At 70.1% G+C, this 24,355-nt stretch carries 22 protein-coding genes; 14 read left to right on the top strand and 8 right to left on the bottom strand.

Annotated features, from left to right (window positions below; translation table 11 throughout):
* Window positions 1-16: 16 nt before the first annotated feature.
* From CLV46_RS05865 to CLV46_RS05900, 8 genes are all read left to right on the top strand, one after another.
* Window positions 17-808, top strand: a complete 792-nt coding sequence (locus CLV46_RS05865; RefSeq protein WP_100363912.1) for an SDR family NAD(P)-dependent oxidoreductase — start codon at window positions 17-19, stop codon at window positions 806-808.
* Between the two features lie 184 nt (window positions 809-992).
* Entirely contained in the window at window positions 993-1,610 is a 618-nt protein-coding gene (locus CLV46_RS05870) for a hypothetical protein (protein ID WP_157802240.1), read from the top strand.
* A 45-nt stretch (window positions 1,611-1,655) separates the two neighbouring features.
* Complete coding sequence (locus CLV46_RS05875; RefSeq protein ID WP_245866572.1) at window positions 1,656-2,141, top strand: ASCH domain-containing protein; 486 nt, start codon at window positions 1,656-1,658, stop codon at window positions 2,139-2,141.
* A gap of 167 nt (window positions 2,142-2,308) precedes the next feature.
* Entirely contained in the window at window positions 2,309-3,292 is a 984-nt protein-coding gene (locus CLV46_RS05880) for a LacI family DNA-binding transcriptional regulator (protein WP_100363914.1), read from the top strand.
* A gap of 41 nt (window positions 3,293-3,333) precedes the next feature.
* Complete coding sequence (locus tag CLV46_RS05885) at window positions 3,334-4,638, top strand: ABC transporter substrate-binding protein (RefSeq protein ID WP_100363915.1); 1,305 nt, start codon at window positions 3,334-3,336, stop codon at window positions 4,636-4,638.
* 55 nt (window positions 4,639-4,693) lie between these two features.
* On the top strand, window positions 4,694-5,677 hold the full coding sequence (locus CLV46_RS05890; protein ID WP_100363916.1) for a carbohydrate ABC transporter permease: 984 nt from the start codon (window positions 4,694-4,696) through the stop codon (window positions 5,675-5,677).
* A complete protein-coding gene (locus CLV46_RS05895) occupies window positions 5,674-6,543 on the top strand; it encodes a carbohydrate ABC transporter permease (protein ID WP_100363917.1) in 870 nt (289 codons plus the stop codon). The genes CLV46_RS05890 and CLV46_RS05895 overlap by 4 nt, the downstream gene beginning before the upstream one ends.
* Window positions 6,540-8,114: an alpha-amylase family glycosyl hydrolase gene (locus CLV46_RS05900; protein ID WP_100363918.1), complete on the top strand. Its 1,575-nt coding sequence runs from the start codon at window positions 6,540-6,542 to the stop codon at window positions 8,112-8,114. The genes CLV46_RS05895 and CLV46_RS05900 overlap by 4 nt, the downstream gene beginning before the upstream one ends.
* A gap of 4 nt (window positions 8,115-8,118) precedes the next feature.
* Here CLV46_RS05900 and CLV46_RS05905 read toward each other — a convergent pair whose 3' ends face one another.
* Both CLV46_RS05905 and CLV46_RS16640 read right to left on the bottom strand, forming a co-directional pair.
* Complete coding sequence (locus tag CLV46_RS05905) at window positions 8,119-8,967, bottom strand: PfkB family carbohydrate kinase (RefSeq protein WP_100363919.1); 849 nt, start codon at window positions 8,965-8,967, stop codon at window positions 8,119-8,121.
* On the bottom strand, window positions 8,964-9,533 hold the full coding sequence (locus tag CLV46_RS16640; protein WP_157802241.1) for a hypothetical protein: 570 nt from the start codon (window positions 9,531-9,533) through the stop codon (window positions 8,964-8,966). Before CLV46_RS16640 ends, CLV46_RS05905 begins: the two co-directional genes overlap by 4 nt.
* Window positions 9,534-9,578: 45 nt before the next feature.
* On the opposite strand from CLV46_RS16640, the gene CLV46_RS05920 reads away from it, so the two are divergent.
* Window positions 9,579-10,397, top strand: a complete 819-nt coding sequence (locus tag CLV46_RS05920; protein ID WP_100363922.1) for a carbon-nitrogen hydrolase family protein — start codon at window positions 9,579-9,581, stop codon at window positions 10,395-10,397.
* On the opposite strand, the gene CLV46_RS05925 is transcribed toward CLV46_RS05920, so the two are convergent.
* Window positions 10,394-11,590: a pyridoxal phosphate-dependent aminotransferase gene (locus CLV46_RS05925; RefSeq protein ID WP_100363923.1), complete on the bottom strand. Its 1,197-nt coding sequence runs from the start codon at window positions 11,588-11,590 to the stop codon at window positions 10,394-10,396. The two genes, CLV46_RS05920 and CLV46_RS05925, sit on opposite strands and share 4 nt — an antisense overlap.
* 95 nt (window positions 11,591-11,685) lie before the next feature.
* On the opposite strand from CLV46_RS05925, the gene CLV46_RS05930 reads away from it, so the two are divergent.
* From CLV46_RS05930 to CLV46_RS05945, 4 genes are all read left to right on the top strand, one after another.
* Entirely contained in the window at window positions 11,686-12,240 is a 555-nt protein-coding gene (locus CLV46_RS05930; protein ID WP_157802242.1) for a hypothetical protein, read from the top strand.
* Between the two features lie 290 nt (window positions 12,241-12,530).
* Window positions 12,531-13,097: a PKD domain-containing protein gene (locus CLV46_RS05935; RefSeq protein WP_157802243.1), complete on the top strand. Its 567-nt coding sequence runs from the start codon at window positions 12,531-12,533 to the stop codon at window positions 13,095-13,097.
* Window positions 13,098-13,201: 104 nt separating this feature from the next.
* On the top strand, window positions 13,202-14,980 hold the full coding sequence (locus CLV46_RS05940; protein WP_211282156.1) for a S1C family serine protease: 1,779 nt from the start codon (window positions 13,202-13,204) through the stop codon (window positions 14,978-14,980).
* Window positions 14,981-15,094: 114 nt separating this feature from the next.
* Window positions 15,095-16,150, top strand: coding sequence for a glycosyltransferase family 2 protein (locus CLV46_RS05945; protein ID WP_100363926.1), 1,056 nt, complete (start codon window positions 15,095-15,097; stop codon window positions 16,148-16,150).
* A 6-nt stretch (window positions 16,151-16,156) separates the two neighbouring features.
* Here CLV46_RS05945 and CLV46_RS16945 read toward each other — a convergent pair whose 3' ends face one another.
* A complete protein-coding gene (locus tag CLV46_RS16945; RefSeq protein WP_245866574.1) occupies window positions 16,157-18,913 on the bottom strand; it encodes a CDP-glycerol glycerophosphotransferase family protein in 2,757 nt (918 codons plus the stop codon).
* Between the two features lie 158 nt (window positions 18,914-19,071).
* Here CLV46_RS16945 and CLV46_RS05960 point away from each other — a divergent pair, with 158 nt between their 5' ends.
* Entirely contained in the window at window positions 19,072-20,370 is a 1,299-nt protein-coding gene (locus CLV46_RS05960) for a CDP-glycerol glycerophosphotransferase family protein (RefSeq protein WP_100363927.1), read from the top strand.
* Window positions 20,371-20,392: 22 nt separating this feature from the next.
* On the opposite strand, the gene CLV46_RS05965 is transcribed toward CLV46_RS05960, so the two are convergent.
* The 4 genes from CLV46_RS05965 to CLV46_RS05980 all read right to left on the bottom strand — a co-directional run bounded on the left by CLV46_RS05965 (window position 20,393) and on the right by CLV46_RS05980 (window position 23,573).
* Window positions 20,393-21,244, bottom strand: a complete 852-nt coding sequence (locus tag CLV46_RS05965) for a hypothetical protein (RefSeq protein WP_100363928.1) — start codon at window positions 21,242-21,244, stop codon at window positions 20,393-20,395.
* A gap of 72 nt (window positions 21,245-21,316) precedes the next feature.
* On the bottom strand, window positions 21,317-22,051 hold the full coding sequence (locus CLV46_RS05970) for an ABC transporter ATP-binding protein (protein ID WP_100363929.1): 735 nt from the start codon (window positions 22,049-22,051) through the stop codon (window positions 21,317-21,319).
* A complete protein-coding gene (locus CLV46_RS05975; protein WP_100363930.1) occupies window positions 22,051-22,845 on the bottom strand; it encodes an ABC transporter permease in 795 nt (264 codons plus the stop codon). Before CLV46_RS05975 ends, CLV46_RS05970 begins: the two co-directional genes overlap by 1 nt.
* 35 nt (window positions 22,846-22,880) lie before the next feature.
* Window positions 22,881-23,573 carry a phosphocholine cytidylyltransferase family protein gene (locus tag CLV46_RS05980; RefSeq protein WP_100363931.1) on the bottom strand — a complete coding sequence of 231 codons (693 nt, stop codon included), beginning with the start codon at window positions 23,571-23,573 and terminating at the stop codon, window positions 22,881-22,883.
* Window positions 23,574-24,355 lie beyond the last annotated feature (782 nt).

A 24,355-nucleotide genomic window follows, 5' to 3' on the forward strand; every position in this document is an offset into this window, starting at 1 on the left:
ACGAGGAGGAGGCACGATGATCGACCTGACCGGCAAGACGGCGCTGGTGACCGGCTCCACCGCGGGGATCGGTCTCGCAATCGCGCAGAAGCTCGCCGCAGCGGGAGCGTCCGTCGTGGTCAACGGCCGGCGCGAGGAATCCGTCGCGGCCGCCGTCGAACGGGTCCGCAGCGGAGGCGCCACCGCCGAGGTGCGCGGCGTGGTCGCCGACGTGACCAGGGCCGAGGGAGCCGATGCGGTGCTGTCCGCGGAGCCGCAGCTCGACATCCTCGTGAACAACCTCGGCATCTTCGGAGCCGCCGATCCGCTGACCATCGACGACGACGAGTGGCGTCGCTACTTCGACACCAACGTGCTGGCGGCAGTCCGCCTCATCCGCGCCTACCTGCCCGGCATGATCGCGTCGGGCTGGGGACGTGTGCTCAACATCGCGAGCGACTCGGCGGTCGTCATCCCGGCCGAGATGATCCACTACGGGATGTCGAAGACCGCGCTGCTGGCCGTCTCCCGCGGGTTCGCGAAGGCCGCCGCCGGCAGCGGCGTCACAGTGAACTCGGTCATCGCGGGACCGACGCACACCGGCGGCGTCGAGGACTTCGTCTACGAACTCGTCGACAAGGATCTGCCGTGGGAGGAGGCGCAGCGGGAGTTCATGCGCAAGCACCGCCCGCAGTCTCTGCTGCAGCGCCTGATCGAGCCGGAGGAGATCGCGAACATGGTGGCGTACCTCGCGTCGCCGCTCGCGTCGGCGACGACCGGGGGCGCCGTGCGCGTCGATGGCGGGTACGTCGACGCAATCCTGCCCTGACCCGCCCGACGGCGTTCCCAGGGAATCCCGGGGTGACACTCGCAGGAGGCTTTGTTAGCCTCGGGCGGTCCGTATCCGTCGACCCGGTCAGACACCTCCCTCCTCTATGACTTCTCCCGAACTCCCGAGCCGCCGTTCCCTCCGCCCTCGTCGCCGCACCGTGCGACTGCCGTGGGGGCTCGAGATGACCCGGGGCTCGCTCGTCAGGATCGGCGCCGCCGTGGCCGCCGTCGTCGCTCTCGGCGGGACCGCCCTCGTCACGAACCAGCCGGAGCCGACCGCGGCACAGAAGCCCGTCGCCGCGCTGCAGAGCTTCACCGTCCCGGCCGATGCGCCCGCGCAGACCGTCCAGCGTGACGACATGACGGCGACGGACATGATCGCGCAGCTCGCCGCGAGCGGCACCAACCGCGATTGGGCCACCATGGTGCTCGTCTACGGCGGTTGGCCGACCACCGAGTCGAACGTGACCGTCATGATGCGGTGGATGCGCCAGGAGAACTACGAGAAGAACTGGTGGCAGCGCAACAACCCGCTCAACAACGGGTTCGGTTCTGGCGGCGGTAGCGGCCTGGGCAGCTACGACAACCTCGTGATCGCGGCGCAGAAGGCCGCAGAGAACCTGCACCGCGGCTCCGGCTACCGTGACATCGTCGCCGGCTTCGCCGCATCCGCCCCCACCGAGCAGATCGAGAGCGCCATCTGGGCGTCGCCGTGGGCGAGCAGCCACTACCAGAACGGCGCGCACTGGCATTATCACCCGGCCGACGTCGTGAAGGCGCCCGCTGAAGCCTGGGGCTGACCGGTATCGTCGTCGCTGGCCCTGAGGGCCGGAAGGAGCGACGGGATGACACCGAACACCGAGGCGGCGAAACGGATGTGGGACGACTACGTCGCCACAGATCCTTCCGGACTCGCCGCCGCTCCCGAGTACACGGTGGAGTCGTTCGGCGACTCGCCCCGACTCGCGGACGAACTGCTCGAGCTCGTCATCGACGGACGCAAGCGTGCGACAGCCGGCCTGGTCGCCGACTTCGTGCACGGCGGGGAGCTGCTGCCGCGGATCGGTGGACACTGGATCGTGTGCGACGGCGCCGGTGAACCCCGCGTGATCCTGCGAACCGTCGAGCTGCGGGTCGGCCCGTTCACCTCCGTCGACGAGCGCTTCGCCTTCGACGAGGGGGAGGACGACCGCACCCTCGAGAGTTGGCAGGACGCGCACCGCCGCTACTTCACGCGGGTCTCGGCCGCTCGCGGCGAGGAGTGGAGCGAGAACGACGAGGTGTCGTTCGAGCGCTTCCGCGTCGTCTGGCCGCCGGAGCACGCGGACTGAGCGGCATCCGTCAGCGCGGCTGAGGCTCGACGCGCTCTTCTCGCCGCAGCCCGTTTCGTAAACGTTTGCGCTGGCTCCCTGGCGCTTCGTATGGTCGTGGCTGCTTGTTCACGTAAACGTTTACGTCGCCGCCGACGCGGTGCCGTCGAGCACCCGGGGAGGACGCCGTGACCACCATCCGCGACGTCGCGCGCCACGCGGGCGTCTCGCCAGCGACGGTCTCCCGCGTCGTGAACGGCATGCCCGGATACTCCTCGGCCACTCGCGATCGCGTGACGCAGGCGGTCGCCGAACTGGGTTACGAGCCCGACACGCTCGCCCGCGGCCTCAAGACCATGCAGAGCACGATGATCGGGGTTTTGGCGCCCGTGGTGTCCGACGCTCTGGCATCGCAAGTGATGAGCGGTGTCGAGAGGGCCGCCCGCGAACTCGGCTACTCCGTCATGCTCGGCCGCACCGGGCCCGGCTCCGAGTTCGCGCCCGGGTACCTGCACACGCTGCGCACGTATCGGGCCGCAGGCGTGGTGCTCATCTCCGCCGCGATCACGGCCGACATGCGGCGCGTCGCAGGCCCGAAGATGCCACTCATCTCCGTCGCCATCCGAGACGGCAAGCAGTTCCCGAGTCTCGCCATCGACGACGAACGTGCGGCCTACGACGCCACCCGCCACCTGCTGGGGCTCGGTCACGAACGCATCGGTCTGCTCGCCGGCGATGCCACGTCACTGTTGGTCAACGCGCCGCGCGAGCGGGGGTATCTGCGTGCGATGACCGAGGCGGGAGCGACACCGTTGCTCGAGCGGGGCAACTCGCTCTACGACAGCGCCCCGCCCGCCCTCGGGCGTCTGCTCGAGCGCGACCCCGCCCTCACCGCCGTCTTCGCCTTGAGCGACGAGATGGGGGCCGCTGTCGTCAACGAACTGCAGCGCCTCGGACGTCGGGTCCCCGACGACGTGTCCGTGCTCGGATTCGACGACACCCGCACCGCACAGCACGTTCACCCGGCCCTCAGCACTGTCGCGCAGCCACTCGAACGCATGGGGGAGGTCGCCGTGCACCACCTGCTCGACGCCGGCAATGGCGGCGCGCGCATCCTGCCCCACCGGCTCATCGAGCGCGGGTCGACAGGCCCAGCCCGACGAACCCCTTGACCCCCTTGACCCCTCACCGAACGATAAACAAGGAGAACGACATGAGGCGACGACGCCACAGCGCCCCGCTGCTCACAGCCACCGCTCTGCTAGGGGGCGCCGCCCTCACGCTCACGGGCTGCGCCGCTGGCAGCAGCGACGAGAGCGCTGCGACCGACGAGCTCACCGGACGCGGCCCGATCACCTACGTCAGCAGCCCGGACGCATCCGGCGCGGCGCAGAAGAGCATCGACGTCTGGAACGCCGAGCACCCCGACGAGCAGGTCGAGTGGATCGAACTGCCGCTCGACGCGGACCAGCAGCGTCAGCAGCTCGCGCAGAACGCGCAGATCGAGAGCGATGCGTACAGCGTGCTGAACCTCGACGTCGTGTGGACGTCGGAGTTCGCCGCGAACCGCTGGATCGTGCCCCTGCCGGACGACGCGCTCCCGACGGATGATCTGATCCCGGCCACCGTGGACGCGGCGACCTACAGTGACACTCTCTTCGCAGCCCCGTACTACACGGACGGCGCTCTGCTCTACTCGCGCACCGATCTGCTCACTGCGGCAGGGGTGACCGAGCCCCCCACGACGTGGGACGACCTGCGCGCCGCGTGCGACAAGGTGCTCGCGCTTCCGGAGGCGCAGGGGATGTCGTGCTATGCGGGACAGTTCGACAAGAATGAGGGACTGACCGTCAACTTCAGCGAAGCGGTGGCCTCGGCAGGGGGCACGCTGTTCACCGAGGATGGCCGACCCGACGTCGACACTCCGGAGGCGAAGGCGGCACTCCAGTTCCTGGTCGACGGATTCGCCGACGGCACCATCCCCGAAGAGGCGATCACGTTCCAGGAGGAACAGGGACGACAGGCCTTCCAGGACGGCAAGCTCGTGTTCCTGCGCAACTGGCCGTACATCTTCAAGTCGCTCAGCGCGGAGGACGGCTCCAGCGCGGTGGCGGGCAAGTTCGGCGTGTCCCCGATCCCCGGCGCGGAAGAAGCCGGCGTCTCGACCCTCGGAGGACGCAACCTGGCGATCGCCGCCAACGCCGAGAACAAGGCGACGGCATTGGAGTTCATCCAGTTCTTCACCGGCCAGGAGCAGGAGGAGGCGCGCCTCGAGCTGAGTTCGCGGGCACCGGTCTACGGCTCCTTCTTCGAAGACGAGGCCGTCACCGCCAAGTACCCGTATCTCCCGACGCTGCTGACCTCCCTCGAGAACGCCCAGCCGCGACCGAAGGTCGTCAAGTACGGGGAGACGACCGCCGTGATCCAGGACGAGGTCTACGCGGCCATCACCGGCGACAAGAGCGTCGAGGATGCGCTCGCCGACCTGCAGTCCGAGCTCGAATCCCTCGCGGGCTGACCTCGGTGGCCGCCGCTTCGGCGGCGGCCACCACCGAATCGACCAGGAGTTGCTCATGACGGCCGTGCCCACCGCGCCGACCATCCGGACGCCGCGAACCGGCTCCCGCACCCCGGGGGAGGGACGCCGGGCGGCGCTGCTGCTCTCGCCCACCTTCCTGGTGCTGGCGCTCGTGATCCTCTACCCGCTCATCTCCGCCTTCCACCAATCCCTGTACAGCTCGGAGTCGGGGCTCGACGCCCAGGGCTTCGTCATCGAGGGTGACGTGTTCGTGGGCCTCGGCAACTACCTCGAGATCTTCGCCGGAGCCGAGAGCGGCCGGTTCTACAACGCGCTCGGGAACACGACCTTCTTCACCTTCACGTCGGTCGCGCTCGAGACGGTCATCGGCGTGGCCTTCGCCGTGGCGATGAACCGCGCCTTCCGGGGCCGCGCGTTCCTGCGGGCGGCCGTGCTCGTGCCGTGGGCGATCCCGACGGCGGTCTCGGGGCTGCTCTGGCGCTGGATCTTCCAGGCCGACGGCATCGCGAACGCGCTGTCGGGTCAGCAGGTGCTGTGGACCGCGGAAGGCTTCGCGTCCCAGGTCGCCGTGATCACCGCCGAGGTGTGGAAGACGGCGCCCTTCATCGGACTGCTCGTGCTCGCCGGCATGCAGATCATCCCCGAGGAGGTCTACGAGGCGGCGAAGCTGGACGGCGCGGGAGCGTGGCGCCAGTTCCGGTCGATCACCCTCCCGCTCGTGAAGCCGGCGTTGCTCGTGGCTGTGCTGTTCCGCCTGCTCGACGCGCTGCGCATGTTCGACCTTCCGTTCGTGCTCATCGGGCCGCGGAAGTCGTCGGTCGAGACCCTCTCGATCCTCGCGTGGGACTCCTCGAACCAACTGCAGTACGGCGCCGCCTCGGCGTTCTCGATCGTGCTGCTCGTCTACGTCGCGGTCATCGCGTTCGTCTTCGTGAAGCTCCTCGGCGCCGACGTCGCCGGTGCGGGGGAGCAGCGACGATTGCGGAGAGCCGCCGCCAAGAGAGGAGGCGTGCGATGACCGCGCTCACCGCATCGGCCCGCACCACCGCCCGCAACCGGAGGGAGGTGCTCCGCTCGGTCGGCCGCTGGCTCGGTATCGCCGTGATCGGTGTCTACTGCCTCGCGCCGTTCTACTGGATGCTCGTCTCGAGCCTTCGGCGCACGAGCGACATCTTCGACAACTCGCTGCTGCCGACCGTGTGGTCGGTCGAGAGCTACCTCAAGGTCTTCTCCGGATCGTCGAACTTCGCCCGGGCACTCGGCAACAGTCTCATCGTCGCGACGACGACGACGGTGCTCGCCCTCGCCCTCGGCATCTTCGCCGCCTACGCCATCTCGCGCCTGAACTTCCGGTTCAAGTCGGCCATCCTGGCCGTCATCATCGCGACGTCGATGTTCCCCGGCATCTCGGTCGTCGTGCCCTTGCTTCGCCTGTTCAGTGACATCGGGTGGATCAACACCTATCAGGCGATGATCGTGCCGAGCCTCTCGTTCGCGATCCCGCTCGCGGTCTGGAACCTCACCACGTTCATGAAGCAGCTGCCCTACGACCTGGAAGAGGCGGCGATGATCGACGGCGCCACGAAATGGCAGGCGTTCCGGAAGATCCTCTTGCCCCTCGCCGCGCCCGGCGTGTTCACCACCGCGATCTTGACGTTCATCCACAGCTGGAACGAGTTCATCATCGCGTTGTCGATGGTCAACGATCCGGCCGTGCAGACCGCGACGGTGGCCATCTCGAAGTTCACGGGAGCCAGCGAGTTCCAGGCTCCGTACGGCGAGCAGATGGCGGCCGGTGTGATCGTCACGATCCCGCTCGTGATCGTCGTGCTGATCTTCCAGCGGCGCATCGTCGAGGGACTGACGTCCGGGGCCACCAAGTGAGCGCCCCGGCGGATCAGTGGTGGGACACCGCGGTCGTCTACGAGGTCTACCCGCGATCGTTCGCGGATGCCGACGGCGACGGGGTCGGCGACCTCCGCGGTGTCATCGAGCGGCTGCCGTACATCGCCTCTCTGGGAGTCGACGGCATCTGGCTGACGCCGTTCCAACGATCACCGCAGGTGGATCAGGGATACGACGTCAGCGACTACTGCGACGTCGACCCCATGTTCGGCACACTCGCCGATTTCGACGAGCTCCTCGGCGGAGCGCACTCGCTCGATCTCCGCGTACTCGTCGACCTCGTTCCGAACCACACCTCCGTCGAGCATCCGATGTTCCGCGCGGCCGTCGACGCGGGTCCGGGTTCGCCGGAACGGGACATGTTCCACTTCGCGGAGGGCTCGGCGGACGGCGCGCCCCCCAACAACTGGGTGAGCGTCTTCGGCGGACCGGCGTGGTCGCGGGCGCGCCCCGAGTCGCACGACGACACCGAGTGGTACCTGCACCTCTTCTCGCCCGCCCAGCCGGACTGGAACTGGCGCAATCCGGCCGTCGCCGAGTACTTCGACGATGTGCTCCGCTTCTGGTTGGACCGGGGCGTCGACGGCGTGCGTATCGACGTGGCGCACGGTCTCTACAAGGCCGAGGGCCTCCCCGACAGCGCCGTGGTGCCGACCGTCATTGACGGACTCCGCTCGAACCCGCTGGCCATGGATCAGGAGCCGGTGCACGACGTGTACCGACGGTGGCGGCGAATCGCCGACGAGTACGTGCCACCGCGGCTGCTCGTGGGCGAGGTGAACCTCGAACCCGATCGAGCCGCACGCTACACGCGGCCGGATGAACTGCACCAGGCCTTCGCCTTCGCGTTCGCCCGGCTCGGATGGAGTGCGGGCGCCTGGGCGCAGGTGGGAGCCCAGCTGGAGCTGGCCCGGCGCACGCACGGGTCGGCGCCCACCTGGGCTCTCGAGAATCACGACCTGGTTCGTGCGGTCACGCGTTTCGGGGATGGCGCGGTCGGCATCCGTCGAGCCCGCGCCGCCGTCGTCGCCCTTCTGGGGCTTCCCGGCGGCTGCTACCTCTACCAGGGTCAGGAGCTGGCGCTGCCCGATGTCGATGTGCCGGTCGAGTCCCGACGTGACCCCATGTGGTTCCGCGGCGGGGTGTCACGCGACGGGGCGCGCGTGCCGATCCCGTGGACATCGAAATCAGCCGACTCGTACGGTTTCGGGGGAGGGACGCCCTGGTTGCCGACGCCCGACGGATGGGGCCGACGTTCCGTCGAGGCACAGGAGGACGATTCCGCATCGATGCTCGCGCTCGTGCGGTCGACGATCCGGTTGAGGCGCGAGCTCCTCGACGACGGCGTCTTCGCCGCTGGGGAGGGCGCAGAGTGGGAGCTCGGCGAGGACGGGTCGGTCGTTTGTCGCCGTGAAGGCGGCGTCATGGTCGTCGTCGGCATGGGTGACATCGCCGTGGCGCTGCCCGACGGGGAGGTTCTTTGGAGTTCCGACCCGCTCGACGGGGGACTGCTCCCGCCCGACACCACCGCGTGGATCGCACCCCGATGAGGGCTCAGCGCGGCTGAGCCCCCACCCACTGCACGGCCTCCGCGCCGGCCGCGACACCGGCCGCAGCCGCCTCGTTGAGCGCCACCCCGCGAGCGAGCGCCGCCGCGAGGGCGCCGGCGAACGCATCGCCCGCGCCCGTCGTGTCGACGACCTCGACGCGCGGGGCGCGGTGATGGCGCACGCCGTCGCCGTCCGCGACGAGGGCGCCGTCGCCTCCGAGCGTCAGGACGACGGACCGCACCCGCGGCAGGAGCCGCTCGACGAGCTCCTCGGGGCTGCCGTCGCCCGCGATGAGCGCGGCCTCGGTCTCGTTCACGATGAGCGGGTCGCACGCGGCGAGCAGCTCCGCGGGCACCTCGCGCGCGGGGGAGAGGTTGAGCACGAACCGAGCGGATGTGCTGGCGCTCGCCGTGCCGACCACGTCGAGCGGCACCTCCAGTTGGGCGAGCACCACGTCGCCGGCGTCGAGGGCGGACACCGTGTCGCGCACGGTCGCCGCATCCACGCGGTCGTTGGCGCCCGCCGCGACGACGATCGTGTTCTCGCCGTCGTCTGCGACGGTGATGAGCGCGACACCGGACGGGCCGTCGATCGTCAACAGCGCGGAGACGTCGACCCCGGCCCCCGCGAGTCCCGACCGCAGGGTGTCGCCCACCGCATCCGTGCCGACCGCTCCGAGGAAGAGCGGGGCGACACCCGCCCGCGCGGCGGCGGCGGCCTGGTTGGCGCCCTTGCCCCCGAGACCCGTCGAGAGGTCGCCGCCCAACAGGGTCTCTCCGGGCCGCGGGTGCCGGGCGACCCGCACGGTGAGGTCGCTGTTGACGGACCCGAGCACGACGAGCCGTCCGCTCACAGCAGGTCTTCGCTCACCGAGTAGAGCACGCTCGAGATGAGCCCGTCGGTGAACTGGAAGGCGACGATCGCGCCTCCGGCTGACCGTCCGACGGCGACGCCGTCGGGGAAGTAGGTGGCGTAGTCGCCGGAGCGGAACGGCTCCACGGCGGCCTCGTCGAGCGGGAACTGCCACGGCGCCCCCTGGACCCCGTAGGTCGAGATCGCCTCGACCGCCTGCTCGCGGCTCACGACCGCTCCTTCGCTCGCCGCGACGGCGAGGGCGACCTGGTCCGCGATCAACGGCCCGAACGTCGCCGGGTCGCCGCCGTTCAGCATCGCGCCGATCGCGGCGAGATCCGGCGTGGCGGCGGTGGGCGTCGGTGTGGGGGTCGGCGTCGGGGTCGCACTCGGCTCCGGCGTCTCGGATGCGCTCACGCTCGGCCGAGGTGTCTCCGTCGGTTCCTGCGGACCGACCCGGAGCACGCCGGTGGCGAAGAGAACGGCGACGATGGCGAGCACGACGCCGACGGAGATGAGCGCGATGATCCACGCGCGGAACGTGCGGCGTCCTTCGACGTCGGACATGGTCGTCCTTCCGGAACCGGGCGGGGTGATCGTTAGGGTAATGGAATGAGCGGCGAGAGGGCAGGGGCATCCGTACGGGTGGCCGCCGTGCAGTTCGCGCCCGGCGCGGATCGGGCCGCGAATCTCGAGCAGATGGAGCGACTGGCGCACGGTGCCGTCGCGCGCGGCGCCGACGTGGTCGTCTTCCCGGAGTACTCGCACTTCTTCTCGCCGCAGCTCGACGCGTCGTGGGTGGATGCCGCGGAGGGGCTCGACGGTCGCTTCGTCGACGGCGTCACCGCCATGGCACGGGAGTTCGGTGTGCACGTCGTCGCGGGGATGGTCGAACGGGCCGACGCCGGCCACATCTCCAACACGCTCGTCGCGATCGACCCGGCCGGTGACCTCGTCGCGACGCACCGGAAGCTGCATCTCTACGACGCGTTCGGACACCGTGAGAGCGACCGGATCGCCCCGGGTGACATCGTCGACCCGCAGACCTTCGCCGCCGGCGGCTTCACCGTCGGCATGCAGACCTGCTACGACATCCGGTTCCCCGAGGTGAGCCGACGACTCGTCGACGCCGGCGCGGACGTGCTGCTGGTGCCGAGCGAGTGGGTGCCGGGACCCGGCAAGGAACACCATTGGCGCACTTTGCTCACCGCTCGGGCGATCGAGAACACGAGCTACGTCGTCGCCGCCGATCACGCCGCACCGAGCGGCATCGGCGTCAGCACGGTCATCGACCCGGCGGGCGTCGAGCTCGCGTCGCTCGGCGACGGCACGGATGTGGTGCTCGCCGACCTGAGCGTGGACCGCCTCGCGGAGGTGCGCGAGGTCAACCCAGCGCTGCGGTTGCGGCGCTTCCGGGTCGTTCCCGCCTAGTCGCGCAGCGAGGCCAACCGGCCCACCGCATCCGTCAGCACCTCGTCGCGTTTGCAGAAGGCGAACCGCACGAGCGACGCATACTCGGGTCGCCGCCGCGGGGTGACGAACGCGCTCACCGGGATGGCGACGACCCCGGCCTCGACCGGCAGCCGTCGGCAGAACTCGACGGCATCCGGATGTCCGAGAGGTGTCGCATCCGCGAGCACGAAGTAGCTGCCGCGGGTGGGATGCACCTCGAGTCCCGCGGCGGCGAGGCCGGCACTGAGAACGGCGGCACGCCGCTGCAGCGTCGTCGCAAGCCCGGTGAAGTAGCTGTCGGGGAGGTCGAGGCCCACACCGATCGCCGGTTGGAACGGGGCGCCGTTCACGTAGGTGAGGAACTGCTTCACCGCGAGCACCCGGTCGACCAGCGCGGCGGGCGCGGTGAGCCAGCCGATCTTCCAGCCAGTGGTGTTGAACGTCTTGCCGCCGCTCGAGATCGTGATCGTGCGCTCCGGCGCCCCGGGCAGGGCGCTGATCGGCGTGTGCGGCACACCGAAGGTGATGTGCTCGTACACCTCGTCGGTGACGATGATCGCGTCGTGGCGGTGGGCGAGCTCCACCACGAGTTCGAGCGTCGCCCGGTCGAGCACCGCCCCGGTGGGGTTGTGCGGCGTGTTGATCAGGATGAGCCGCGTGCGGTCGGTCACGGCGACGCGAAGTTCCTCGTGGTCGACGGTGAAGTCGGGCGCGTGCAGGGGCACGGTCACGTGGCGTGCACCGGCGAGGGCGATGGTGGCGGCGTAGCTGTCGTAGTACGGCTCGAGCGTGACGACCTCATCGCCCGACTCGGTGAGCGCGAGGATCGTCGCGGTGAGCGCTTCCGTCGCGCCCGCGGTGACGAGCACCTCGGTCTCGGGGTCGACCTCCAGCCCGTAGAAGCGCCGCTGGTGACGCGCGATCGCCTCGCGCAGTCGGGCATGACCGCGACCGGGGGAGTACTGGTTCACCCCAGACGCGATGGCCTCCCGGGCCGCTTCCAGCACCTCCGCCGGCCCGTCCTCGTCCGGGAAACCCTGCCCCAGGTTGATCGCGCCGGTCGCCTGCGCAAGCGCGCTCATCTCCGCGAAGATCGTCGGACGCAGCGTGCCGTCGTCGGCGAGCAGCCCTGCCCCGGATGCGGTGCGCCGCCAGGCGCCATGGCTCGTCACCCGGGATACGGTACCCGTCCTCCACGGTCGAATGACCCGCCATGACGGTGTGGAAACCTCACCCGGGACGGCGCCCGCTGTTCTAGCGTGTCAGCATGCGTCTGCTCCGCCGCGTCACCGCCGCCTCGGCCCTGGTCGCAGCGGTCGCGCTCGCCGGATGCACGACTCCGACGGAGGACCCGCCCGAATCGCCCAAGCCCTCTGCCGCGCCGGTGTTCGCCTCCGAGGAGGAGGCGCTCGCCGCGGCGGAAGAGGCGTACACCGCGTACTTGGCGATGTCAGACGAGATTGCGACCGGTGGTGGAAAGGACCCCGAACGCATGCGAGGTTTGGTGACCGCCGATCAATTCGAGGAGGAGATTGCGTCGTTCGCGATGTATTCCGAACGAGCGCTCCGACTCTCCGGCTCTTCATCCTTTCGGAACTTCCGCCTCCAACAACTACACCAGGAGGGCGGACGGGTCGATATTGCGGCGTATGCGTGTCTGGACGTCTCTGGCACCCGATTGGTCGATGAGGAAGGCCAGGATAAAACGCCGAACCCGCGGCCGGACTTAGTTCCTCTTGAATTGCGATTCGAGAACGCGGGTGCGCCGCCGAAACTGCTCCTCGCTGCGAGCGATGTGTGGGAGGGCGGCGGCGTATGTTGACCTCACAGAAGGTACTGGTGTTCCTCCTTCTGACTGCAGCCTTGGGCTCGGCATCCGTACCGAGCATGGCGGCGATCAGGCTACAAGGGTGTGCCGGCTCCAGCGCGGTATTCGGTTGCACCAACGCAAACGGCGAAATCGTGGGGACCGAGGTTGATCTGGAGGCGACCACATCTACCGGTGTCTCCTCCGCTGGACGGGCGAATCAGCCCGGAGACTCAGAGACGGCAGATGGGACGGCAGTTTCGCCGCAGCGCCCTCGCCGGGCGCTGCCGTGCCCGACGGACAACATGCGCCCGAACGCCAACTACGACGGGTGCTTCGTGTCGGCGGACGAGGAGGAAACTGCTCCGACGCCCGACCCGGGTCTGCCTGCAGTGACGCTCGCCGATCTTGTGAGCTTCCGCCCGGTGCCACCGGTGCAGCGGATGGAACCGAACGGCTGGATGGTCGCCGGGCTGGAGACCAACTTCTACTCGCAGGTGGATCAGCAGGTGCAGACAGGCACGCTCTTGGGTCTGCCGGCCTCCGTTCGGTTCACCCCGGTCGCGTGGCGCTGGGACTACGGCGACGGCACCACCAAGACCACCGCCTCGCGCGGTTCCACCTGGCAGGTCGCGGGCCTCCGAGAGTTCGATGCGACGCCGACGAGTCACACATTCGAGGAGCCCGGCACGTACACGATCCGGCTCACGGTCGACATCGCCGCCGAGTACCAGTTCGCGGGAGCAGGGTGGCGCGCCATCACCGGCACCCTCCCCGTTGCGGCCAACGAGATCACCGCCGTCGCCGGGACCGCCGACACGGTGCTCGTCGGCCGGGACTGTGCCGAGAATCCGCGCGGTCCCGGCTGCTGACGGCTCACAACAACGCCATAAGGTCGCCGCAGACCGCTCTCAGGGCAGCCAAATAGAGTTCACAGGAACGAACTCGAAGCTGGCACGGCTTGAAAGGAGCACCCATGAGCGACACCCCGGAGTCCACTCCTCGCCGTGAGAACGAGGACCCGCAGCAGGACCCCACCACGTCTTCCCCGGCCGCCGCCAGCGACGCCTCCAGCGCCCCCGACAACGCCCCCCGCCCCGACGCGCAGCCGGCCGCCGCGACGCCTTTGGAGCCGCAGCAGCCGACCTCGACCGCCCCGCAGTCGCCGACCGCGGGGAACCCGCAGCAGGCCAACACCGCGACGGAGCCGCAGCAGCCCACCGCTCAGCAGCCGACCGTGTCGCACCCCACCGCACAGCAGCCGACCACTGCACAGCCGACCGCATCCACCGTGCCGCAGGCTTCCGCCCCCGGAACCGCTCCGGCGCATCCGCACAGCGCGACCGCCGCCGGATACTCCGCCACGCCGACCGCGCCGCAGTACGGGGCGCCGCACATCTCCGGTGGTCACCCGACTCCGCAGGCCCCCACGGCTCCGCACGGCGCTCCGCAGACCTCGTACGCGAGCGACCCCGCCGCTCCCGGGAGCGCGTTCGGTCCGGCCGCCGCGAACGGTGGCGACGGAACCACGACGAAGAAGAAGCGCGCCGGCGTACCGCTCATCGCGGCGCTCGCGGTGGGTGCCCTCGTCGGCGGTGTCTCCGGAGCGGGCGTCACCGCCTGGTCGTTGAGCGCCAACAGCGGATCCCCGGCCGGCGCCGAGAGCCGCCCCACCACGGTCACCGTCAACAACGCCGAGGACGCCACCGCGATCACGGGTGCCGTCGCGACCGCCGCGCCCTCCGCCGTCACGGTCTACGTGACCGGCGAGCAGGGATCCGGCAGCGGATCGGGCGTCATCATCGACGACGACGGCCACATCGTCACCAACAGCCACGTCGTCACCCTCGACGGGGCCGCGGCCAACCCGAAGATCCGGGTGCAGACCTACGACGGGCGTCTCCTCGATGCGACCGTCGTCGGTACCGACCCGATCGCCGACCTCGCGGTCATCAAGGTCGACGACACGAGCGACCTGCAGCCCGCCGAATGGGGTGACTCGAGCGACCTCAACGTGGGCGACACGACCATCGCCCTCGGCGCACCGCTCGGCCTCTCCAACTCGGTCTCGAGCGGCATCGTCAGCGCACTGAACCGCAGCATCCAGGTCGCCTCGTCCGCTCTGCCCGAGACGCAGGCGCCCGAAGACGACCAGCAGCAGCAGGATGACGGCAACGATCCGTTCGACTTCTTCGACTTCGACATCCCCGGCCAGGAGCCGAACCCGAACGCGCAGAGCTCCGCCATCTCGCTGTCGGTCATCCAGACCGACGCGGCGATCAACCACGGCAACTCGGGCGGCCCCCTCGTGAACACCGACGGCCAGGTCATCGGCATCAACGTCGCCATCGCGAGCGCCGGCGGCGGCGCGAGCGGCGACTCCGGCAACATCGGCGTCGGCTTCGCCATCCCCTCGGATGTGGCGCAGCGCGTCGCGAAGGAGATCATCGAGAACGGCACCGCGACCCACGGACTGCTCGGAGCCTCGGTGCGCGACGTCACCAGCGACCCCGAGCAGACCGAGGCCACCACCGTCGGCGCGAGCATCGCGAGCGTCGAACCCGGCGGCGCGGCGGATGCGGCGGGCCTCAAGGCCGGCGACATTGTGACGAAGTTCAACGACGTGCCGATCACCGGCAGCTCCGACCTCACCGCGCAGGTGCGCACGCAGCCGGCAGGCGGCAAGGCGACCATCACCTACGTGCGCGACGGTCGCAGCGACACCGTCGAGGTGACGCTTGGACAGCTCCAGTAGCACCCGCAGCGAGCACGGACCGGACGCGCAGCCCCCGCGCGCCCGGGCCGTTCGCCGCTGCTAGGCTCGGATCGCCGTTCGACGGCTCCCGAGCCCCACACCGAAGCAGACCGCATGGCCCCTGAGGCGAACCACGAGGCGAGTACCTATCCGGGCGTCTCCTATGTGATGCCCGTGCTCAACGAAGCGGGCTACATCGAGGCGGCCGTCGCGAGCATCTTCGCGCAGGAGTACCCCGCCGACAGCGAGATCGTGCTCGCGCTCGGGCCGTCCTCCGACGGCACCGACGCGATCGTCGAGCGACTCGCGAACGCGGACCCGCGCATCCGCATCGTCCGGAATCCGGGGATGGACATCCCCATCGGGCTCAACCTCGCGATCGCCGCGAGCAGACATCCGATCATCGTGCGGGTCGACGCCCACACCGAACTCGCCCCGGGCTACACGCTGCGCGGCGTGCAGACGCTCGAACGGACGGGTGCCGCGAGCCTCGGGGGAGTCATGTCCGCGGTCGGTCGACCGGGATTCCAGTCCGCCGTGGCACGTGCCTACAACAGCCGGTTCGGACTCGGCGGCGGTGCCTACCACGGCGGCGCTCACGAGGGCCCGGCCGAGTCGGCGTACATGGGCATCATGCGGGCGGATGCGCTGGCGCAGGTCGGCGGATTCGACGAGACCCTGCGGCGAGGCGAGGACTGGGAACTCAACTACCGGTTGCGGCAGGCCGGGCACCTGGTGTGGCTCGACCCCGAACTGCAGGTGCGCTACTGGCCGCGCAGCACCTGGAGCCGGCTCGCGCGGCAGTTCCACTCGACCGGGATCTGGCGGGGAGAACTCGTCCGGCGTCTCGGCGGCAAGAACCCGCTGCGGTTCTTCGCCCCGCCTGCACTCGTCATCGTGACGCTGCTCGCCGTGGTGCTGCTGCCGTTCCATCTCACCGGGCTGCTGAGCGGGCCGATCGGCATGCTGCTCGCGCTCCTCTACCTGGGCCCGCTCGCCTACCTTCTGCTGCTGCTCGTCGCTGGCATCGCCATCGACGGCAGCCTCGGCGATCGCGCGCGCTTCGTGCTCGTGCTCGCGACGATGCACCTCAGTTGGGGCATCGGGTTCCTCATCGGGGTCGTCCGGGGTGCGCGCGACGCGGTCGACACCTCGCGCACCGAATCCTGACTCGGTTCAGCCGATCGTGCCGTCGGCGAGCAGCCGGCGCACGATGCGTTCGGCCGCACCCCCGTCGTCGTGCGGCGTGAACCGCTCCCGCCACACGGCGTAGCGCTGCGCGTATTCGCCGGCCACCGCCTCCGCGTTGCGGATGCCCTCGAGCAGTTCCGCGCGCGTGCGGGTGAGGGCGCCCGGCGCCTCCGCGAGCAGGTCGAAGTAGAACCCGCGCAGCTCCTCGCTGTAGTGCGCGAGGTCGGGTGTGAAGAACACGATGGGCCGGCCGGTGGCGACCCAGTCGAACATCACGGACGAGTAGTCGGTGACGAGCACATCCGTCGCCAGCAGCAGATCCGCGACATCGGGATAGGTGGTCACATCGAGCAGCCGCGCGCCCTGCAGATCCCGTCCGTACCGGAGGGTGCGCGAGTGCCCGCGCACGAGCAGCACGGTGTCGTCGTCGAGCTCCGCCGCGAACCGGGCGAGGTCGACGTAGTCCACCATCTCGGTGCGGTCGTCGCGCCAGGTCGGCGCGTAGAGCACGACGCGCGCGTCGGCGTCGACCCCGAGCCGTCGCCGTACCGCGGCCCGATCACCCGTGGCGAGCACGTCGTTGCGCGGGTACCCCTCGCACCAGATCGGACCGGTGAACGCGTACGCGCGACGGAAGATCCGCTCGCTGTACGCGTTCTGCGCGAGCAGCACATCCCACCGCGCGCGTTCCCGCAGCACGGCGATGCGCTGCCGCCAATGCGAGGTCGGGCGGTCGAGGGCGAGCTTCTTCAGCATGGTGCCGTGCCAGGTCTGCAGCACGCGCTGATGCGCACGCGGCCGGTACCGTTTGCGCAGCCAGTCGTTCACCACGAGCAGCCGCGCCTCGCCGCGTACGCGCCACCATTCGCGGCTGCCCTCGAGGATGGGGGTGGCACCGTCGGGCACCTCCACCGAGAGGTCGACGACGCTCCAGTACCGCCGGGTGCCCGGGCTGAGCTGCGCGATCGCGGCGTCGATCGCGCGCGGGTTGTCCGAGGCGGACTGGCCGTAGAAGCTCTCGAAGAACACGGCGTCGCGCGGGGTCGGGCGCCCGCGACGGTAGCTGCGCTCGAGCGCTCGCTGCGCGTCGCGGCCGCGCTCGTCGTCGGCGAGGGGCGGGGCCACGCGGATGACGACGCCGCCGTCGTCGGCCACCACCTCCACCCGGGAGGCCTCGTCGTGCAGCTCCGGCGCCGCCGCGAGCAGCCGGATGCGGTGCAGCGGCTCACCGTCGTCGAACTCGAGGCGGTAGTCGCCGCGGGGGAGCGGAAGGGGAGCCGACCCCCAGCGCGAGAGCCGCAGCGGGATCTCCAACCGGAAGCCGTCGTCGAGCACCTCCAGGTGGCCGTCGACGCGCGCGCGGGGGCCTCGCGCCGCCGCGGTGCGTGGACGACGGCCGTTGAGCCGCCCGTGGAGCACGAGCGCGGGCACGTCGGATCGCTTCTCGACGGCGGTGATCTCGGGTCGCGCGGTCGGATGTTCGGGTGGGGTCGGCAGCGTCGCCGGGAGCTTCTCGGAGATACCGTGCAGGATAGCGGCCAGCACGCGCTCGGTGGCGAAACCGTCCCGCACGTCGTGGTGCTCGTCGGCGAGGCGCCGGGCGTGCCGGTCCTCGGGGGCGGACAACGCGGCGCGCACCGCGTCGAGGGTGCCCGCCCAGTCGCGGTGGTGATGACCGCCGCTGAACTCGCGGTACGGCCGGTAGAGACCGCGCCGCGTCGCGTACTGGGCCGCGTCCGGCGCGAAGAACACGATCGACCCGTCCGTCAGGGCGTGGTCGAACGCGATCGAGGAGTAGTCGGTGATGAGCACGTCGACAGCCGGCAGCACCGGCGTCACATCGCGGAGGAGGTCGGATCCGAGCATCCGGATGCGGGCGAAGCGGTCCGCGCCGACGGCGTAGTCGCCGGCGCCGAGCGGATGCGACCGCACGAGCAGCACCGCATCCAGCTCGTCGAGGGCGGAGCCGATCGCCTCCCACTCCGCTTCGGTGGGCACGGCCGGGTCCGGTGCTCCGTCGCGCCACGTCGGGGCGTACAGCAGCACGGGGGCGCCGTCCGGAAGCTCGCCCACCGCCGACGCGAGCGCGTCACGTGCGCGCTCCCGGCGCACGGCGGGGGTGTCCCGCAGCAGCACGTCGTCGCGCGGATCGCCCGTCACCCGCACGCGCTCGGGCGGCAGTCCGAACGCCGTCGCGATGCGTCGAGCCGCCGGCTCCGAGGCGACCGGGAACAGGGAGATCTGGCGCCCCGCGGTGCGGTAGGCGCGAGCGATCAGCCGGCGCACGAGCGGATGGTCCGGCAGGAACGACACCCGCAACGCGGCCGGGGAGTCGAGGTGCAGCCGTTTGAGTGGGATGCCGTGCCACAACTGCACGACGAAGCCGCCGCGCACCGCGTACCGGTTCACGTCGCCGAAACCGTGCGTCACGATGAGCACCTTCGAGCGCAGCGTGTGCCGGAATCCGGACGCGCTCGTCTTCACGGCCGCCTCGAGACCGGCGGCGCGCGCCTCCGCAAGTTCTCGCTCGTCGCCGGCCAACCACACCACCCGCACCTCGGGCAGATGCTCCCGCACGGCCCGGACCAGCGGCAGGGCACCTTCGCCGACTCCGATCCCCGAGCCGACGACCCACCGGCGGGAGGAACGCGGAACGAGGAACGTCGTGACCGCGCCGAGCCCGTACAGCGGTAGCCTCACGAGCTTGCGCGCGTTGCCGGCGCTGAAGGTGAAGCGGGCCATCGGGGTGGGGCCTTCCTGGGGCGGGCGACGTCGCCCTCGATTCTGGCACGGGCGTCCGTCGCAGCCTGCGTGACGCATCGGAACGGTAACGGATGTGCCGGATCGTCGGGTGGCGTCCGCGCACGCTGATTCAATGAGAGAGGGGAGGAACCGACTTCATGGCCGTTCTCGACGATCTCAGGTCCGCCCGCCGCGTCCTCCGCAACATCGTGCGGTCGCGTCGCGCGCGGGCCGGCGTGTCCAAGCGTCTACCGTTCATCCGGCGTCCGGAGCCCGACAGCATCCGCGTCGCCGTCTACTTCGCCGACACGCGGGTGAACCTGTACCAGATCCGGCAGTGGTACGCCCCGCTCGCCGAGCTGTCGAAGCACCACCCGGTCGCGATCATCACCCGGTCGCCCGGCACCGCGCTGACGCTGTGGGACGAGGCCCCGGTGCCGGTGCTCTACCTGCGCCAGGTGGTGGAGCTCGAGCAGTTCGTCGCCGAGCAGAACCTGCGCATGGTGCTGTACGTCAATCAGAACGCCAAGAACTTCCAGATGTTCCGGTACGGGCGCATGTGGCACGTGTTCATCAACCACGGCGAGTCCGACAAGATGTACATGACCACCAACCAGTTCAAGGCGTACGACTACGCGCTCGTCGCCGGCGACGCCGCCAGGGACCGGTTGCGGCGCGCGCTCTGGGATTACGACGTCGAGACCCGCACCCTGCCGATCGGCCGGCCCCAGGCCGACCATTTCGCCGGGGAGCTGCCGTACGAGCCCGACGACCGCACGGTGGTGCTCTACGCCCCCACCTGGGAGGGCGACCGCGCGGCCGCCGCCTACGGGTCGATCGCGACGCACGGCACCGCGCTCGTCGACGCGCTGCTCGCGACGGGCCGCCATCGCGTCATCTACCGACCCCACCCGCGCAGTGGCGTGCTCGACCCGGAGTACAAGGCCGCGAACGCCGCCATCATCGCCGCGCTCGAGGCCGCGAACGCCGCGGATCCGGCTGCGCACCACGTGTACGACGACGGGCCGACCCTCGGCTGGCAGCTCGCCGCGGCCGACGTGGCCATCACCGACATCTCGGCGATGGTCTACGACCGGCTCGCAGTGGGGCGGCCGCTCATCGTCACCCGCCCCAGTTCGCCTCACGCCGCCATCGACCACGGGGGATACCTCGGGGAGGCGGAGTGGCTGCGGGCCGACGACGCCCGCGCCATCGTGCCGCTCGTCGATCGGGTGCTCACGAGCGAAGAGGCGCAGCGGAAGCTCGAGTTCTGGGTGCACCGCTACTTCGGGGACACCACGCCCGGAGCCGCGACGGCCCGATTCCACGCCGCGATCGACGAGCTCAGCGCCCGGTGGGAGGAGCACGCAGCGCTCCACCGCGATGACCCACGGCACGACGAGCGCGACCCGTTCGCGTACGAGGACGACGAGGACGCCCCGGTCGAGCAGGACTGACCCGCCGCGACGCCGTCGGCGATCAGCTCCGGCGGCGGCCCGGCAGACGCAGCCGGGCACCCTCGCGGGGAGCACGCGGCGGCTTCGGCGGCTTCGGCTCCTTGAGGATCGGCTCGAGTTCGAGCGGGAACGATGCGGCCGGCGGCCCGAACGCCGTCCGCGCGCTCGCGACCACCTTGCGACCGAGCATGTGGTTGCCGGTTCCGCCGATGACCGCGCCGATGCCGAAGGGCAGCACGCGTCCGACGATGTTGCCGCCCTGCATGGCCGCGAAGCGGCGCACGAACGAGTGCTTGATGCGGTCCGCGATCGGACCCATGACCGCTTGCGGAAGATTGCGCGTGACGAGGTCGCCCCAGAAGGCCGAGCGCGCCGGGCCCGACCCGGTGACCTGCGCGGCCAGCTGTCGCACGAGGTCGGTGCCTCCGCTGCCGAGCATCATCGTCATAACGAGCGCGCGTGCCCGATCCGGATCCTCGACGGCGATGCCGTGCACCTCGGTGACCGACTGTGCGAACAGGGCGCTCGCCTCGAGGAACCCGACGGTCTCCACGCCCGACAGGGCGAGCGATGCGGCGACGCCGACCCCCGGAATCACCGCGCTCGCCCCCACGGCGGCGCCGCCGGTGGTGACGGCGGCGAGGTATTCGCGTTCGAGGATGCGGATCACCTCGGCGGGTGACGCGTGCGGATGCCGCGCCCGGATGGCCCGGATGTGCGCGAGCACCACGGGACGCTGCACGCCCAGCACCCGGTCGATGGCCTTCAACACCCTCGCGTTGGCCCCGGTCAGCTCGGTCTGGTCGGACGGGAGGCGCCACGCCTCCGCGGCCCGCTCCTGCGCCGACACGTCGACCGCTCGATCCTCACTCATCCGCTCAGTGTCGCACCGCGACATCCACGACCCCGGAGAGGACGCGGGAAGCCGGGCGGATTCGGAGCGTGCTCAGGCGTACTCGGCGTTGTAACGCTCGATGACCTCGTCGATGGGGCCGTCGAGCACGAGCGAGCCCTTGTCGAGGTAGAGCCCGCGGGTGCAGAAGCGGCGCAGGTCGCGCTCGTTGTGCGACACGAAGAACAGCGTGCGACCTCCCGCGAGCAGCTCCTCGATGCGGCGATAGCACTTCTCGCGGAACCCTTTGTCGCCGACGGCGAGCACCTCGTCGACCAGGATGATGGGCTCTTCGAGCCGCGAGATGACCGCGAACGCGATCCGCACCTTCATGCCGGAGGAGAGGTGCTTGTACGGGGTGTCGAGGAAGTCGCCGATCTCGGCGAAGTCGATGATCTCGTCGAAGCTCTCGTCGATCTCGCGCCGGGTCATGCCGTGCAGTCCGGCGGTGAGGTACACGTTGTCGCGCACCGAGAGGTCGTCGACGAACCCGCCCGTGATCTCGATGAGCGGCGCGACTCCGCCGAGCACATGCACGGTGCCCTCGTCGGGCAGGATCACCTCGGCGACGAGCTTCAGGAGGGTCGACTTGCCCTGCCCGTTGCGTCCGACGACGCCGATCGCCTCCCCGGCATCCACCCGGAAGCTCACGTCGCGCAGCGCCCAGAACTCGCCCGGGAGGGTGCGCCGGTGCCGTCCGGCGAAGAGGTCCTTGAAGTTGCGACGCGCGCGACGGTTGCGCCGGAACCGGATGCCGGCGCCGTCGACCACGATGACGGGTTCGCTCATCAGATCTCCTTGAGCACCGAACGCACGCTGCGCCGGAACACGAGCAGGCCGATCGCGAAGATGAGCACGCTCATGCCGGCGCTGATGCCCACGGCCCACCATTCGAGCTGCTGGGGGAAGAACGCGCTGCGATAGAGCGAGAAGATGCCGGCGAGCGGGTTGAACGCCCCGAGCACCCGCAGATCCTCGGGCAGGTCCGAGAGTCCGTAGATGATGGGGGAGGCGTAGAACAGGAAGCGCAGCACGAGCTTCGTCGCCCGCTCCAGGTCGCGGAAGAACACGACGAGCGGCGCCACGAGCAGCCCGATGCCGAGGGTCAGCACCAGCTGCAGTGCGATCGCGAGCACCCAGGTGATCGCCTCCCAGTGCAGCGTCGCGCCCTGCCAGATGGCGAACGCGGCGAGCACCGGCACGCTGAAGAGGAACTCCATGCCCTTCGAGAGCACGATCCGGCCCACCCAGATGGTGCGCGGGATCTTCGTCGAGCGCACGAGCTTCGCCTCACGCAGGAACGCGCGGGTTGAGTCGGAGACCGCTCCGTTGAACCACATCCAGGGCAGCAGCCCCGAGAGCAGGAACACGATGTACGGCTCGTGGCCGACCCCGCGGTGGAAGACCTGGGTGAAGACGAACCAGTAGATGAGCGACATCACCAGCGGGTCGAGCACCGACCACAGATAGCCGAGCACCGACGTCGAGTACCGCACCCGCAGGTCGCGGCGCGTGAGCAGCCACAACGTGCGCCGATAACGCTCCGCCGGGCGCCAGGCGCTGCGGGCGGGAACTGCGGTCACGGGGTCCTCACGAAGTCAGCACCCCCGTGCCCGCGTCAGACGAAGAGGTTGGCCCTCTCCAGATCCTCGGCGAAGTCGATCTCCACGGCGTAGAGGTCGGAGATGTCTACCGGCTCGAATCGGAGCTTGTTCTGCTCGATCGCCAACTCTATTCCACGCTCGAAGTAGTCCTGGTCGTTCACACGCTGCAGGTGGCGCAGGAGCACGGCCTTGTCGTTCGCGGCGACGTAGTTGATGCCGACCGCCTCGCCGAGTCCGTTCTTCACGGTCTTCGAGAGCTCCTTGATGTAGCCCTCGGCATCCGTCGTGTACTTGACCTCTTCGTCGGACACCTTCGCGGTGTTGACGGAGACGAACGACTGGTCGCGGGCGACCATCTCGGCGGCGCGGTCCAGCGCGGCGGGGTCGAACACGACGTCGCCGTTCATCCACAGCACTCCACCGGGGGCGGACGCCTGCAGGGCGCGCATGAGGCTCTTCGACGTGTTCGTCTGGTCGTACTGCTCGTTGTAGACGTACTCGGCCTCGGGGAACGCCTCGATGATGTGCTCGAGCTTGTACCCCACCACGATCGTCACCTTGGCGTCGTCGCCGAATGCGTGCCGGATGTTGTCGAACTGCTGCTGCATGATGGTGCGGCCGTCGCTGAGCTCGGTCAGCGGCTTCGGCAGCGTCCGCCCGAGGCGGCTGCCCATTCCCGCCGCGAGGATCACGATCTGCGTGCTCACGATTTGTCTCCCTAATCGCGCGCCGCCAGGCGGCGCGGGTCGGACCCGCCGCGCCCCCGTTCACCGGGAATTCACGCGCGAGTCGCCATTCCGACACGTCGTTGTGCAGGTCAAGGCTACCGGGGACCTTCCGGAATGGTGATTATCCCCAGTTTTCTGTCACCTTTTCGTGATGTGACCGGCCCTCGTCACCCCGTTGGTACGGTGATGGGATGGATTCCGACGCCGAGACGCCCGAGGTCATTCTCGCAGACGCCGACGCGGAATCGACGGTTCGCGACGACGGTTCTGCGACCGAGTCGCGAGCCGCGGAAGGTGACTCCGAGCGCGGGGCGCGCGAGTCGTCCGCGAGCCGCACGGCGCCCGCCGCGGCGGCGCCGAGCACGCGCACACCGCGTTCGACGAGCGGTCGAGCGGGTTCCGGCACGACCTCGCGATCGGGCGGTACTCGTACCCCGCGTGCCCCGAAGAAGCCTGCCGCGCCTGCCGGGGAGCGCCCCGCCGCCGAGGCAGCGCCGACCCCCAGCGCGGCCGTCGAACCCACGACGGTCGAACCTGCCGCCACCGATTCGGTGGACTCCCCGAGCGGGCCGACCGAGGGCACTCCGGCCGAAGCCCCAGCCGCGCCCGCCACGAAACCTCGGCGCCCCGCGGCGAGGAAGCCGGCCGCACGCAAGACACCAGTGAAGAAGACCGAGCCCGCGGCGCGACCGGTCAACGCCGCCGCCCCGCCGCCCGCGGATGACGCCGTGGCATCCGCCGACACTGCAGCTCCCGCCGAC

Source organism: Diaminobutyricimonas aerilata (assembly GCF_002797715.1).
In the GTDB taxonomy this organism is placed as follows: Bacteria; Actinomycetota; Actinomycetes; order Actinomycetales; family Microbacteriaceae; genus Diaminobutyricimonas; species Diaminobutyricimonas aerilata.

Bases quoted from the DNA above. Each gene is read 5' to 3' on its own strand.
- CLV46_RS05865 (WP_100363912.1), top strand. From the start codon at position 17: ATGATCGACCTGACCGGCAAGACGGCGCTGGTGACCGGCTCCACCGCG.
- CLV46_RS05870 (WP_157802240.1), top strand. From the start codon at position 993: ATGACCCGGGGCTCGCTCGTCAGGATCGGCGCCGCCGTGGCCGCCGTC.
- CLV46_RS05875 (WP_245866572.1), top strand. From the start codon at position 1,656: ATGACACCGAACACCGAGGCGGCGAAACGGATGTGGGACGACTACGTC.
- CLV46_RS05885 (WP_100363915.1), top strand. From the start codon at position 3,334: ATGAGGCGACGACGCCACAGCGCCCCGCTGCTCACAGCCACCGCTCTG.
- CLV46_RS05890 (WP_100363916.1), top strand. From the start codon at position 4,694: ATGACGGCCGTGCCCACCGCGCCGACCATCCGGACGCCGCGAACCGGC.
- CLV46_RS05895 (WP_100363917.1), top strand. From the start codon at position 5,674: ATGACCGCGCTCACCGCATCGGCCCGCACCACCGCCCGCAACCGGAGG.
- CLV46_RS16640 (WP_157802241.1), bottom strand. From the start codon at position 9,533: ATGTCCGACGTCGAAGGACGCCGCACGTTCCGCGCGTGGATCATCGCG.
- CLV46_RS05920 (WP_100363922.1), top strand. From the start codon at position 9,579: ATGAGCGGCGAGAGGGCAGGGGCATCCGTACGGGTGGCCGCCGTGCAG.
- CLV46_RS05930 (WP_157802242.1), top strand. From the start codon at position 11,686: ATGCGTCTGCTCCGCCGCGTCACCGCCGCCTCGGCCCTGGTCGCAGCG.
- CLV46_RS05935 (WP_157802243.1), top strand. From the start codon at position 12,531: ATGCGCCCGAACGCCAACTACGACGGGTGCTTCGTGTCGGCGGACGAG.
- CLV46_RS05940 (WP_211282156.1), top strand. From the start codon at position 13,202: ATGAGCGACACCCCGGAGTCCACTCCTCGCCGTGAGAACGAGGACCCG.
- CLV46_RS05945 (WP_100363926.1), top strand. From the start codon at position 15,095: ATGGCCCCTGAGGCGAACCACGAGGCGAGTACCTATCCGGGCGTCTCC.
- CLV46_RS16945 (WP_245866574.1), bottom strand. From the start codon at position 18,913: ATGGCCCGCTTCACCTTCAGCGCCGGCAACGCGCGCAAGCTCGTGAGG.
- CLV46_RS05960 (WP_100363927.1), top strand. From the start codon at position 19,072: ATGGCCGTTCTCGACGATCTCAGGTCCGCCCGCCGCGTCCTCCGCAAC.
- CLV46_RS05965 (WP_100363928.1), bottom strand. From the start codon at position 21,244: ATGAGTGAGGATCGAGCGGTCGACGTGTCGGCGCAGGAGCGGGCCGCG.
- CLV46_RS05970 (WP_100363929.1), bottom strand. From the start codon at position 22,051: ATGAGCGAACCCGTCATCGTGGTCGACGGCGCCGGCATCCGGTTCCGG.